The following is a 12,328-nucleotide window of genomic DNA, read 5'->3' as shown; positions in this document are numbered from 1 at the left end:
CAGGCGGCACCCGGCCTGGACCGGCAGGTACGCTCCGCGATCGCCCGGAGGATCCGGAGGGTGAACCTCCGATGCCGGCGCGATCCCCGGGGCAGGTGAGAGCTCCTCAGAACGAGCTGTCGACCTGCCCTCCGCCACAGCGCAACAGCTGCGAAACGACGGCGAGCCGAGTCTGCGACCCGCCCACCTGCCCTCGGCAACCGCCACGTCGCCTGCCGGAGGGTCGCAGCTGCCGCGCCCGAGCCCGGACCACTCTCCCCCGGAGGCATACCTTGCGCTCTTCGACCAGGCCGCGGCGCCCACTCCCCGCGGCGCTCCTGATCGTCCTGTCCGCCCTGCTCGCTCTGCTTGCCCTGGTCACCGTCCCCACCGGCCCCGCCCATGCATTCAACGGGAGCACCTCCACGTGTGCGCTCCAGGGGACGACCGGCTACACCGATGAGGGCCAGCAAACCGACTACAACCGGTTCCAGAACCCGGTCGGCACCAAGCGCGTAGGAGTGATCTACGTGGACTTCCCCGACGCCGTCGGGACCACCCTGCCGCTCACCCCTTACTACAACCAGATTTCCGGCGCAGCCAACTGGCTGTGGAATGCCTCCAACGGCAAGACCTGGCTGGACATGCAGGCCCCACACGGCAATTGGGTGCGCATGCCGAAGAACTCCACCGACTACAACTGGGCGCGCGGGTTCTCCTGGGACACGCACCGGATATATGTGAAGGACGCGCTCGCCGGTGCCGCCGACGCAGGCGTCAACCTCGCCAACTACGACACGTTCTACATCGTGCCGACCAGCACCGCGGCCGCGATCACTCACACCCCCACCTGGGTCCAGGACCCCGCCAATACGACCTGGGTCTGGAACAAGGCGACGAACGCCTGGGTGACGATCAAGTGGGCGGTGACCTTCGGACAGGACATGTGGAACTGGGGCTACAAGGTCGCCGCCCACGAGACCGGCCACACCTTCGGCCTGCCCGACCTCTACGCCTTCAACGGCGATCAGCACCAGTACGTCGGCGGCTGGGACGTCATGGGCAACGTGAGCGGCCCGGCCCCGCAGTTCCTCGGCTGGCACGCATGGAAGTTCGGCTGGATCACCGACAGCCAGGTCTCCTGTCTGTCAACGAACGGCACGTACTCCACCACCCTGAACGGGGTGGAGTACGGGGGCAGCGGCTACAAGCTGGCGGTGATCAAGACCAGCGCCACCACGGCCTACGTCGCCGAGTCCCGCAAGGCCGCCAACAACGACTCCAACGCCTGCGCCACCGGCGTACTGATCTACAAGGTCGACACCTCGGTCGCCAGCGGCAGTGGACCGGTCCGCGTGGTGAGCAACCCCAACGCCGCCGCACCCACCGGGAACTGCTCCACGCTGGACATGCAGACCTGGAAACCCGGCCAGTGGTTCCAGGACGACACCGCCCGCATCCGGATCTACGTGAACAGCTCCGACACGTACAACGACACCGTCTGGACCTACAAGTGGTGACCGCATAGCACGGGACGCTTCTCGTCAACGGGCGGTGTGGTCGGCGCGGCATGCGCCGACCACACCGCCTTGGCGTGCCGCTCAGTCCAGCAGCCGCGCCGAGCGCGGATGGCGTTCGAGCCACCGTGCGTACGCCGGGGTGGCGGCGCAGGTGGCCAGATAGCCCTTGCCGACCCTGCGGAAGATCTCGTCGCCGTGCGCGGCGAGCGGGCCGTCGCGACGCCAGGCAAGCACATGGCGGTACCAGATCGGATTCCCGGCGAGAGGGCGGACCGCGACGCCTGGCACCGCGATGAACGTGGCCTGGCAGAGGCTGACGGCCAGACCCGCCCGTACGAGCTCGATCAACTGCCGGCCCTCCGCCTCGTAGGGCGTTTTCGGCTGGCGGTCCGCCAGGGCGAAGACGGACGCCCAGTATTCCCGGGTGCGGTCGGTGTCCGGGTGGGGCACGGCCCAGTCCTCCTCGATGAGCTGGTTCAGGCTCACCTCTTCCTGCTCTGCCAGCGGGTGGGCGGACGGGAGCAGGGCGAAGACGGGCTCGGTGGCCAGCGGGCGCAGTACGACTTCATCGCGTGGCGGGAGCTCCTGGCCAGGGTTGTCACCGAGGACCGCAGCCTCCAGGCGTCCCGCGGCGAGGTCGTCGAGCAGGGGGGACGGGGAGTACTGGCAGCGGACCGTCACTTCCGATCGGGGCGACAACTCCCTTACCGCCATGACGAGATCGGCAAGCATCGGGGCGCCCACCGATCCCAGGCGGACACGGTCGGGTGTGGTTCGGCAGCGTGCGGCGCGGGCGGTGTCGGCCAGCAGGCCGTCGACACCCGGCAGGATGGCACGTGCGCGCGTGAGCACCAGCTCGCCGAACGTGGTGGGGACGGCACCGGCTTGTCCACGGTCGAAGATCGCCCCGCCCAGCATGATCTCGATGCGCCGCAGCTGGGCGCTGAGCCCTGGCTGGGTCATGCCCAGCGATGCAGCGGCGCGGGTGAGACTACCGGCCTCCGCGATCGAGCAGATCACTCGCAAATGCCGTACCTCGAGATCCATGGCGCGGATGGTAGAGACCGGCGGGAGCTCCCGAACAGGGGCGGGAAACCCTCAGTCCTATGTGAAATGTCACATGTAATTCATGCAGACGCCCGATGCAAGCGCGAGGACACTGCGCCGGGCCGAAAGCGACAGCCGTTCAAGGTGGCCACGATCATCCGAGGGTGGTCCTTTCGCGCTTCGCCGGAGCGGGATTAGCGTGGGGTGTACGAGGTTGCGGGTGTGACGCGGGATGTACGGGCAGCCACCCGGCCCGTGGCCGTGGTGAACGGCAGGGTGCGTCATGAAGGTTGGTCCCGATCCCAGCCCCCGCGCCGCGGGCGGCGGAGGTTTCGCCTTTGTGGGCCGCCGGCGGGAGTCCGGCCTGCTGCGGGGCGCCCTGCAGCATCCACCCGCGGTGGTGCTGATCGAGGGAGAGGCCGGGGTCGGCAAGTCACGCCTGGTCAGCGAGGTGACCGCGGACTTGGTCGGCCAGGGCGGGCGGGTCCTGTACGGGTGCTGCCACCCGCTGCGCGAACCTTTTCCCTATGGGCCGGTCATCGATGCCCTGCGTCAGGCCGGCCCCTACCTGCCACCGGCCCCCGAGATGTCTCCGCTGGCCGGCGTCCTGGCGCCGCTGCTGCCGGAACTGACCGACCACTTGCCTCCCGCGCCCGCCGAGGTGCAGGAGACCGGGGCTGAGCGCTACCAGCTGGTACGGGCGGTGCGCGCGGTCCTGGAGGCGTGCGGCACCGCGGTCCTGGTCATCGAGGATCTGCACTGGGTGGACGAAGCCACCCGCGAGCTGCTGCTGCTCCTGGCCCGTGACCTGCCACCGCATCTGGGCCTGGTGCTCACATACCGGCAGGAAGAGCTGGCGCCGCGCGCCCCCGTCCTGGGCGCGGCCTATCGCCGACCGCCGGGCACCAGCGGCGCGGAGATCCACCTGGCTCCGCTGACCGAATCCGACATCCATGACCTGACCGCTGCCGTCCTGGGCCCGCGCGCCACGCACGCACTGGGCCGCATCCTGTTCGACCGCAGTGCGGGCTTGCCCTTGGTGGTGGAGGAGGACCTGATCACCTTGAGTGAACAGGGCCATCGGGCACACCTGAGCGTTGAGGTGGTCGATCCGGTGACCAGGCTCGGCCAAGCGGTGGTGCCTCGAGGACTGCGGGAGGCGGTCACCACACGGGTGCGGGGCATGACGCCGCAGGCGGTGGCGGTGGCGGAGGCCGCCGCGGTGCTGGCGGTGCCCACCGCCGAACCCGTGCTGACCCAGGTCGCCGATCTCGACCCCGACCAGGGCATGGATGCCTTGATGGAGGTGCTGGGGGCCGCGGTGCTGCGCGAGAACCGGCCGATGGAGTACGGGTTCCGCCACACGCTCGCCCAGCAGGCCGTCTACCAGACCATCCCGGGTCCGCAGCGTCGCCGCCTGCATGAGCGGGCGATCGCGGCCCTGCGCATCTTGGACAGCCCCCCGCTGGTGCAGATCGCCCACCACTTCCGTGCCCTGGGCGACCGGGAGGGCTGGCTCACCCAGGCCGAGGCGGCCGCCGCTCAGGCGCTCGCGCTGGGTGACCAGGGCACCGCCGCCGCCGTTCTGCACGCCATCCTCGCCGAACCCGGGCTGGATGAGGAGGTACGTACCCGCGTGGCGCTGGCCCTCAGCCGCACCGCCACCTACAGCGTCGAGTACACGGCGTCGGTGGCGGTCCTGCAACGAATCCTGTCCGACCCCGAGCTGCCCGCCGCCACCCGCGGTGAGATCCGCGTCGGACTCGGTCTCATCCTCACCAGTCAGGCCGGCGCCCCGGCAGGGATCCGGGAGCTGGAGAGCGCCATCGAGGAGCTGGGCGACCAGCGGCCCGAGACCGCCGCGCACGCGATGAGTCATCTGGCCCTGTGGGCGACGTTCAGAGGCCGGCCCGCCGCGGAAGCACTGGCCTGGATCGAGCGCGCAGAACGCGCTGTGCAGGCCAGTCCCGATGAGGCGGCGCGGGCCACGGTGGACGCCAACAAGATCGCGGTGCTGGCCCAGATCGGGCATCCGCAGGTATGGGAGCTGGTCGACCACCTGCCCCGGGAAGGCAGAGACCTGGCCGTACTGAGGCAGACCGCCAGGGCGCTGTACAACGCGGCCGATGCGGCGCTGGATCTCGGCCACGACGACCGGGTGGGCCCGCTGCTCGAACAGAGCCGGGACCTCGCCCACCGCACCGGTGCCCCGCAACTCGACGCCACCTGCCGCATACTGCGCCAGGAACTCGCCTGGTACTCGGGCGCCTGGAGCGACCTGGAGGCCGCCTACGCGTCCTTGTTCGCCCAGATCCCGGACATCCAGATGCTGGAGATCGAGGGATCGCTGGTTCTGGGGGCGCTCGCCGAGGCCCGAGGACAGTGGAGCCAGGCTCTGAAGAGGTACACCACCGCGAGAGAGGCGAGTGACTACGCGGTCTGGAGCGCCGATGCGGCCGCCGGTATCGGCCGGGTGAGGCTTGCCCAGGGTGAGCCGGAGACCGCGTGGGCGATCAGCGCCCCGGCAGCGGACAGCCTGCGCCACAACGGGCCCTGGCTCAGAGCCTCAGCCGTGGTTCCGGTCGCGGTCGAGGCCGCCCTGGCAACCGGGCGGCCCGAGTCGGCCAGGGAGCTGACCAAGGAGTTCGAGCGGGCAATCGAAGGCCAGGACGCGCCGGCCGCGATCGCCCACCTTCACCTCTGCCTCGGACTGCTTCTGCGCGACAACGACCCGGCCCGGGCTCGCGATCACTTCGACCGTGCTCGCGCCACCTTCCAGGGCATCGGCCGCCCCTACCCCGCAGCCCAGGCCGCCGAACACGCCGCCCGCACCTTGATCCCCACCACGCCCCACCGTGCCGCGCGGGACCTGACAGAGATCGACGAGGTCTACAGGCACCTGGGGGCCACCTTCGACGCCGCCCGCTGCCAGCGCACTCTGCGCGACCTGGGCGAAGCCCGCCCCCCGGTCGGACGCCGCGGCTACGGCGAGCAACTCTCCCCCCGCGAGCAGGAAGTCGCCGGCCTTCTCGCCACCGGCGCCTCCAACCGCGACATCGCCCACGCCCTCTTCCTCTCCCCCCGCACCGCGGAACACCACGTGGCCAGCGTCCTCAAGAAACTCGGCGTCACCAGTCGCCACGCCGTCCGCGACGCGCTGACCACCAACAACCCATAGGCCGCCGCGAGGTGGCGAATGCGGGTGCCAACGGGCCCCCTGGCTCAATCGGTACGGCCGGCCGCAATAGGCACACGTGGGGTCTGAACTACGCAGCGTTCCCTGCCACGGGGGGGTACCCCATACCCAGCGATCCGCGGTACGGGCTGCCATCGGTAACCGGACTGTGTTCGTCCGGCCATGGACTTGGCCGCCTTCTCTCCGTCTCCTGGATTAACCGGCCACATACATCCGGGGAAATCCCGTTATGACTGGAGAGTCTGATGGCGGAGGAGAAATTCGCGGGCCTCGACATTACCCAGTACGGCACGGTCAGGATCGCTGGATACCTTCGGTGCTTTCCCTTCGATGCCTGGGGAATGGAAACGCATCGGATCGCACTTCGCAGCTGTGCCGGAGAACTCGGACTGCCTGAGCCCTCGATCTACCTGGACAACGGCTTGCGCTCCCGGGGGCCGTTGCCCGGCCTGGAAAGGCTTATGGATCTGGTGGCTTGCGGCGTCTACAACGTGCTGCTGATACCCGGGCCGTTCGTCTTCTCCGTACATGATCCAGAGGCCTCCTCAATCGTCGGGCGGATCACTGGCTTCGGCTGCACGGTGCTGGAACTCCCGCCCCTTCACGTCCCGCGGCACTCCGGACGGGAGCCGCCCGGTTCGATGGCGCTGTCTTCGATACGCGCCGCCGATGACGCCCTGGCCGACCGGACGACAACGGTCGGGTTCAAGCCATTGACCGATCACCCTAGTGCGATGTGAAATGTCACACGCCACATGGCGCCACAGGGCTCATGTCCCGACCAGGGGAAGAGCCGCGTCCTGAGCCGGCTGCGACTCACCGTGTCGCCCGCTGACGGATCCCCCAGGTCCTCGCACCCGTGACCGATCCGCCCCAGGTCCTCCCACCCGACCGTCCGCATTGCCTCGCAGAGGAGCGTCCCCCCGTGAAGAGACCCACCAGCCCCGTCCTGCCCTCAACCGCCCGCACCACGTCCCGCGTCGTGGCGCTGACCTCGCTCCTCACGGTGGCCGCACTGTCCACCACGGGCTGCAACGGACTGGTCGGCTCCAGCTCCGAGGGTGACAACAAGGGCCCCATCGTGCTCGGGATGGACATCCCGATGTCCGGCAGCAGCGCGGACATCGGCCCGTACATGAAGAACGGCGCGCAGCTTGCGATCGACGAGATCAACGCCAAGGGCGGTGTGCTCGGCCGGAAGCTGAAACTGCAGGCCGAGGATGACGCCTGCGACCCGAAGACCGCGGTCGCGGCGGCCAACAAGCTGCTTGCGGCAGGCACGGTCGTCTCGGTCGGCGGCTACTGCTCGGGCGCCACGCTGCCCACACTGCCGGTCTTCGGCAAGCAGAAGATCCCCATGATCATTCCGGCGGCCAACTCCAACGAACTGGTCGCGCAGCAACAGGATCACGTCTTTCTCATCAACGGCACCGGCAGCCAGCAGGCGGACGCAGCCGTCAAGTGGCTGACCAAGGACGGGGCCAAGAAGGTCGCCGTCATGGACGACAACACCAGTTACTCCAAGGACATCGCCGACCTCACCTCGGTCAAGCTGGGCGTGGGCGGCGCTCCGGCCAGGGCGGGTGAGGATTCGGTCAACCCCGGTGAGAGCGACTACAGCCCGAATGTCACCAGCGTGCTGAAGTCGAACCCCGACTACATCTACTGGACCGGCTACTACCAGGAGGGCGGCCTGCTGATCCGTCAGTTCCGCCAGGCCGGCTACAAGGGCAAGTTCCTCGTCGGCGACGGCTCGGTCGACGCGAAGCTCGTCGAGATCGCGGGCGCCGCGAACGGCAAGGGCGTCTACGCGACCATGACCCAGACCCCCGAAACAACTCCGGGCGCCGAGAGCTGGATCGCCTCCTACAAGAAGAAGTTCGGCTCGGAACCCGGCCCGTACTCGACGCAGTCCTACGACGCCGTGCGGGTGGCGGCCGAGGCCATCAAGAAGGCCGGCAGCACCGACGGCGACAAGATCATCAAGGCGCTCGAGGGCCTGAACGGCTTCGACATGTTCTCCGGCCCGCTGAAGTTCACCGATGACCACACCCTGAGCAACGGCGGATTCGTGATCCTGGGCGTCAGGAACGGCAAGTTCGTCCTGCAGGACTCCCTCAAGTAACCGGAGGGGTTCGCATGCCACAGCTCATCTGGAACGGGCTGTTCGTCGGCTCGTTCTACGCCCTGGTCGCCCTCGGCTACAGCATGGTCTACGGGATCATCAAGCTGCTCAACTTCGCCCACGGCGACCTCTACATGCTCGGAGCGTTCTCGGGATTCGCGCTGCTCGGCACGCTCGGCGCCGTCCCCGGTGGTTCGTTGGCCGCCCTGTTCGTGGTGCTCGTGCTGACGATGCTGGTGACCGGCCTGAGCGGCGTCGCGCTCGAGCGGGTGGCCTACCGGCCGCTGCGGGGGGCACCGCGGCTGTCCCTGCTCATCACCGCGGTGGGTGCGTCGTTCGCGCTGGAGTACGGGGTCCGCATCATCGCGGGGCCGAACCCGCGGGTGTATCCGGTACGCCTCGACGGCACCGCCGTGTCGGTGCTCGGCGCCAGGATCACTGTTCAGCAGCTCGTCCTCATGGTGGTCGCCCTCGGTCTCATGGTGACGCTCAACGCGCTCGTCATGCGCAGTCGCCAGGGCCGGGCGATGCGCGCCATCGCGCTGGACCCGAAAGGCAGTCTGATGATGGGCATCGACGTCGATGCGGTCATCTCCCGTACGTTCTTCATCGGTTCGGCCCTTGCCGGAGCGGCCGGAGTCATGGCGGGCGCCTACTACGGGAAGATCGACTTCCTGATGGGCTTCATCATCGGGCTCAAGGCGTTCACCGCGGCCGTCATCGGCGGTATCGGGAATCTGAAGGGCACGATGCTCGGCGGCCTCGTCCTCGGTCTGCTGGAGTCCTTCAGCACCGACTGGTTCGGAGGCGAATGGCGCGATGTGTTCGCCTTCGGGTTCCTCATCCTCTTCTTGACCGTGCGGCCCACCGGCCTGCTCGGCGCGCGTGTGACGGAGCGAGTGTGATGACCGCCGTCCAGAACCAGAACCCACCGGCCAAGCCGAAGGGCCGCGGCCCCTCGGTCATCACGCGGCTGCTCGAAAGCCGCAGGCTCGGCTGGGCCGGGCTCGCGATCGGCCTGCTGGCCCCGTTCGTGACCGCCACCCCCTATGCCCTGAACGTGATGACCAGCGCGGCGGTCTTCGTGATGCTCGCCGTCGGTCTGAACATCGTCGTCGGCTACTGCGGCCTGCTCGACCTCGGTTTCGCCGCCTTCCTCGCCGTCGGCGCGTACACCGGCGGCATACTCGCGACGCGGCTGAACGTCCCGCTGCTGGCCACCGTGCCGGTCGTCGTTGTGGTGACGGTGGTGGCCGGAGTGGTGATCGGAGGCCCGACGCTACGGCTGCGCAGCGACTATCTGGCGATCGTCACCCTCGGCTTCGGGGAGATCATCCGGATCGTCGCCAACAACCTGGACATCACCGGCGGCCCTTCGGGGATCTACGGCATACCAGGGCTGCTCGGCAACACGCTCTCCGATCCGGTCGTCTTCTACTACACGACCGTGGTGATCGTCTCGGTCGCGGTGCTGTTCGCCGCCCGGCTCGGCCGCTCCCGTATCGGCCGTGCCTGGCGGTTCGTCCGGGAGGACGAGGATGCGGCCGAAGCCAGCGGAGTCAATACGTACCGGGTCAAGCTGGCGGCCTATGTCGCGGGCGCGGTCTGGGGAGGTCTCTCGGGCGTCCTGTTCTCCGCCCAGTTGTCGGCGGTCTCCCCGGCCAGCTTCACGTTCCTGCAGTCCGCCCTCGTCCTGATGGCGGTCGTACTCGGAGGCATGGGCTCCACCCGCGGTGTCGTGGTCGGCGCCGTTGTCATCAGCCTGCTCCCCGAACTGCTGCGGGACCTGGCGGACTACCGGTTCTTCGTGTTCGGCATGCTCCTCATCGTCGTCATGCTGCTCCGCCCCCAGGGCCTGTGGCCGCACCGCGCGGGCGAACCTGACGAGACGGCGGCCCGCGGCACGCCCGGCGTACCAGCGACAGCACTGTCGGCGAAGGAAGACGAATGATGCTCGAAGTCAATGATCTGCGGCTGGCCTTCGGAGGAGTCCGCGCTGTCGACGGCCTCACCTTCTCGGTCGGCGAGAGTGAGATCGTCTCGGTCATCGGCCCCAATGGTGCGGGGAAGACGTCCGCGTTCAACTGCGTCAGCGGGTTCTACAAGCCGACCGGGGGTACCGTCCGGCTGGCCGGTAAGGACCTGACGGGCCGGCGCCCGTCGGCGATCGCCGCCTGTGGCCTCGCCCGTACCTTCCAGAACCTGAGGCTGTTCGGCGAGCTGTCGGTGCTGGACAACGTACGGGCGGGCACTCACCTCTGGCTGAAGCAGAGAGCCGTCGACGCGTTGCTGCACACCCCCCGCTACCGCCGCAGCGAGCGCGAGGCCACCCACGAGGCCCACAGGTGGCTCGACTTCGTCGAGCTGCGCGGCGACCGTGCCGGTCTCGTACGTAACCTGCCGTACGGCGAGCAGCGCCGCGTGGAGATCGCCCGCGCCCTTGCCCGGCGGCCGAAGCTGCTGCTGCTCGACGAGCCGGCCGCGGGGCTCAACCACGGCGAGAAGGCCGAACTGCTCACCCTGATCCGCCGGATCCAGGAACTGGGCATGGCGATCGCCCTGATCGAACACGACATGGGCCTGGTCATGGAGGTGTCCGAGCGGGTGGTCGTCCTGAACTTCGGTAAGGAGATCGCGGACGGCCGTCCGGACGACGTGCGACGCAACCCGGAAGTCATCGAGGCCTACCTCGGCCGGGATGCCGACGACGACGAGGTACACGCCGCTCGCGCGGAACTCGTGGGGGACGGAGCACAGAATGCTTGAGATCCACGGCCTTGAAGTCAGCTACGGAGGAGTGCAGGCGCTGCGCGGGCTCGACCTCACCGTCGGCGAAGGGGAGACCGTCGCCCTGCTCGGCAACAACGGCGCCGGCAAGACCACGACGCTGTCCGCCGTGTCAGGTCTGGTCAGACCCGCTGCGGGCCGGATCGTGCACGAGGGCGAGGACATCATCAGGACGGCTCCGCCGAAGATCGTCGCACGCGGGGTGGTGCATGTCCCCGAAGGGCGGCGGATCTTCAGCACGCTGACGGTGCACGAGAACCTGCTGATCGGCGGTTATCTGGTGCGCGACGGCGCAGAACTGTCCCGACGGGTCGACGAGGTGTACGAACTGCTGCCCCGGCTGGCCGAACGGCGGACCCAGCACGGCGGGACGCTGTCCGGCGGCGAGCAGCAGATGCTCGCCATGGGCAGGGCCCTCGTCGCCCGCCCCCGCCTGCTGATGCTCGACGAACCGTCGATGGGCCTGGCCCCGCTCATGGTCGCCGCCGTGATGGAGGTGATCCGGGACATCAACCGCGGGGGCACGGCCGTTCTCCTCGTCGAACAGAACGCCAACGGGGCGCTGAAGATCGCGCACCGTGCGTATGTGATCGAGAACGGTGAAACGGTACTTGAGGGGACGGCGGCCGAACTGTCCGCCGACCCCCGCGTGGCCGAGGCCTATCTGGGCGGGGTTTCGTGACCGGCTACGAGCGGCTCGGACAGGTCAGGTCCGAACTCCGCCCGCTCGACTCAGGCTCGTGGTAGTCGAGTTGGTCGCGGCAGTCGACGGCCGGTTGGTCATCACCGCGGCGCGCGGGGGGCTAGAGACGTGTCGCAGTCCGGATGAGGTCGGCGACGGCTCTGGACCGGCTGTGCGGTGGCCAGGCGATCACGGTGGTGACTGTCGGCGCGTCCAGCACGGGCACGGCGGCGAGGTCACCGTGCAGTTGGGCTCGGCTCGACTCCGGTGAGATCGCGCAAGCGCGGCCGAGCGCGATCAGCTGTAGCAACTGCGTGTGGTCGCGGACCTGCGGGCCGGGGCCGGGCGGGTAGGTGCCGTCGCGGTCGGGCCAGCGTGGCAGGGGCAGGCCTGGCAGCGCGGTGATGTCGGCCATGTGCACGTGGGCCCGGCCGGCGAGCGGATGCCCGGCCGGCAGGACCACAACCTGGCTCTCCGTGCTGAGCTCTTCGGTGTCGAACCCGGCCGTCGAGTCGAACGGCCGGTGCAGCAGCGCCACGTCGGCCCGGCCCTCGCGCAGGTGTCGTTCCTGCTCGCCCGGCCCGCACAGGGTGACGTCGACGGGGACCGCGCCGGGTTCGGCGGCGTAGGCGTCGAGCAGTTTCGCCAGCAGTTCGCTGGACGCGCCGGCTTTCGTGACCAGGACCAGGCCGGGACGGCCGGTCGCGGCGAGGGCGGCGCGGCGGGTCCGGCGGTCGGCGGCGTCGACCGCGTCGAGGGCCGCCCGGCCCTCGGCCAGGAGCACCGAGCCGGCCTCGGTCAGCGTGACGGTGCGGCTGGTCCGGTCCAGCAGCGCTGCCCCGAGCCGGCGTTCGAGCTGCTGGATCGCCCGTGACAAAGGCGGCTGTGCGATGCCGAGCCGCTGCGCGGCGCGCCCGAAGTGCAGCTCCTCAGCGACAGCGACGAAATATCGCAGTTCTCGGGTCTCCACGCAGCCATCGTATCCCCGGATC

At 69.1% G+C, this 12,328-nt stretch carries 10 protein-coding genes; 8 read left to right on the top strand and 2 right to left on the bottom strand.

Annotation, left to right across the window (positions count from 1 at the left end):
* The first annotated feature begins 272 nt into the window (after positions 1–272).
* The gene (locus OOK40_RS21305; RefSeq protein WP_266484144.1) at positions 273–1,499 is read left to right on the top strand and encodes a M6 family metalloprotease domain-containing protein; all 1,227 of its coding nucleotides are present in this window, start codon (positions 273–275) and stop codon (positions 1,497–1,499) included.
* 81 nt (positions 1,500–1,580) lie between these two features.
* Here the strand turns inward: OOK40_RS21305 and OOK40_RS21300 are convergent, their stop codons facing one another.
* Positions 1,581–2,546, bottom strand: a complete 966-nt coding sequence (locus OOK40_RS21300) for a LysR family transcriptional regulator (protein WP_266484142.1) — start codon at positions 2,544–2,546, stop codon at positions 1,581–1,583.
* Positions 2,547–2,829: 283 nt separating this feature from the next.
* Between OOK40_RS21300 and OOK40_RS21295 the strand changes: the two genes are divergently transcribed.
* From OOK40_RS21295 to OOK40_RS21265, 7 genes are all read left to right on the top strand, one after another.
* Entirely contained in the window at positions 2,830–5,724 is a 2,895-nt protein-coding gene (locus OOK40_RS21295; RefSeq protein ID WP_266484139.1) for an AAA family ATPase, read from the top strand.
* A 263-nt stretch (positions 5,725–5,987) separates the two neighbouring features.
* A complete protein-coding gene (locus OOK40_RS21290; RefSeq protein ID WP_266484137.1) occupies positions 5,988–6,482 on the top strand; it encodes a hypothetical protein in 495 nt (164 codons plus the stop codon).
* A 185-nt stretch (positions 6,483–6,667) separates the two neighbouring features.
* Positions 6,668–7,867 carry a branched-chain amino acid ABC transporter substrate-binding protein gene (locus OOK40_RS21285; RefSeq protein ID WP_266484135.1) on the top strand — a complete coding sequence of 400 codons (1,200 nt, stop codon included), beginning with the start codon at positions 6,668–6,670 and terminating at the stop codon, positions 7,865–7,867.
* Positions 7,868–7,881: 14 nt separating this feature from the next.
* Entirely contained in the window at positions 7,882–8,772 is an 891-nt protein-coding gene (locus OOK40_RS21280; RefSeq protein ID WP_266484133.1) for a branched-chain amino acid ABC transporter permease, read from the top strand.
* Positions 8,772–9,818 (top strand): branched-chain amino acid ABC transporter permease, encoded by a 1,047-nt coding sequence (locus OOK40_RS21275; protein ID WP_266484131.1) that lies wholly within the window; start codon positions 8,772–8,774, stop codon positions 9,816–9,818. Before OOK40_RS21280 ends, OOK40_RS21275 begins: the two co-directional genes overlap by 1 nt.
* Positions 9,818–10,633: an ABC transporter ATP-binding protein gene (locus OOK40_RS21270; RefSeq protein ID WP_266484129.1), complete on the top strand. Its 816-nt coding sequence runs from the start codon at positions 9,818–9,820 to the stop codon at positions 10,631–10,633. Before OOK40_RS21275 ends, OOK40_RS21270 begins: the two co-directional genes overlap by 1 nt.
* Positions 10,626–11,336, top strand: a complete 711-nt coding sequence (locus OOK40_RS21265; RefSeq protein WP_266484126.1) for an ABC transporter ATP-binding protein — start codon at positions 10,626–10,628, stop codon at positions 11,334–11,336. Before OOK40_RS21270 ends, OOK40_RS21265 begins: the two co-directional genes overlap by 8 nt.
* A gap of 121 nt (positions 11,337–11,457) precedes the next feature.
* Here the strand turns inward: OOK40_RS21265 and OOK40_RS21260 are convergent, their stop codons facing one another.
* A complete protein-coding gene (locus OOK40_RS21260; RefSeq protein WP_266484122.1) occupies positions 11,458–12,306 on the bottom strand; it encodes a LysR family transcriptional regulator in 849 nt (282 codons plus the stop codon).
* Between the last annotated feature and the right edge of the window lie 22 nt (positions 12,307–12,328).

Origin of the sequence: Streptomyces sp. NBC_01481, assembly GCF_026339995.1 — a bacterium.
GTDB lineage: Bacteria > Actinomycetota > Actinomycetes > Streptomycetales > Streptomycetaceae > Streptomyces.
Note: the sequence above shows the minus strand (reverse complement) of the source record. Positions and strands in the feature narration are given on the sequence as shown.

Excerpts from the sequence above, each read along its gene's own strand:
- OOK40_RS21300 (WP_266484142.1), bottom strand. The coding sequence starts at position 2,546 with ATGGATCTCGAGGTACGGCATTTGCGAGTGATCTGCTCGATCGCGGAG.
- OOK40_RS21295 (WP_266484139.1), top strand. The coding sequence starts at position 2,830 with ATGAAGGTTGGTCCCGATCCCAGCCCCCGCGCCGCGGGCGGCGGAGGT.
- OOK40_RS21290 (WP_266484137.1), top strand. The coding sequence starts at position 5,988 with ATGGCGGAGGAGAAATTCGCGGGCCTCGACATTACCCAGTACGGCACG.
- OOK40_RS21280 (WP_266484133.1), top strand. The coding sequence starts at position 7,882 with ATGCCACAGCTCATCTGGAACGGGCTGTTCGTCGGCTCGTTCTACGCC.
- OOK40_RS21275 (WP_266484131.1), top strand. The coding sequence starts at position 8,772 with ATGACCGCCGTCCAGAACCAGAACCCACCGGCCAAGCCGAAGGGCCGC.
- OOK40_RS21270 (WP_266484129.1), top strand. The coding sequence starts at position 9,818 with ATGCTCGAAGTCAATGATCTGCGGCTGGCCTTCGGAGGAGTCCGCGCT.
- OOK40_RS21265 (WP_266484126.1), top strand. The coding sequence starts at position 10,626 with ATGCTTGAGATCCACGGCCTTGAAGTCAGCTACGGAGGAGTGCAGGCG.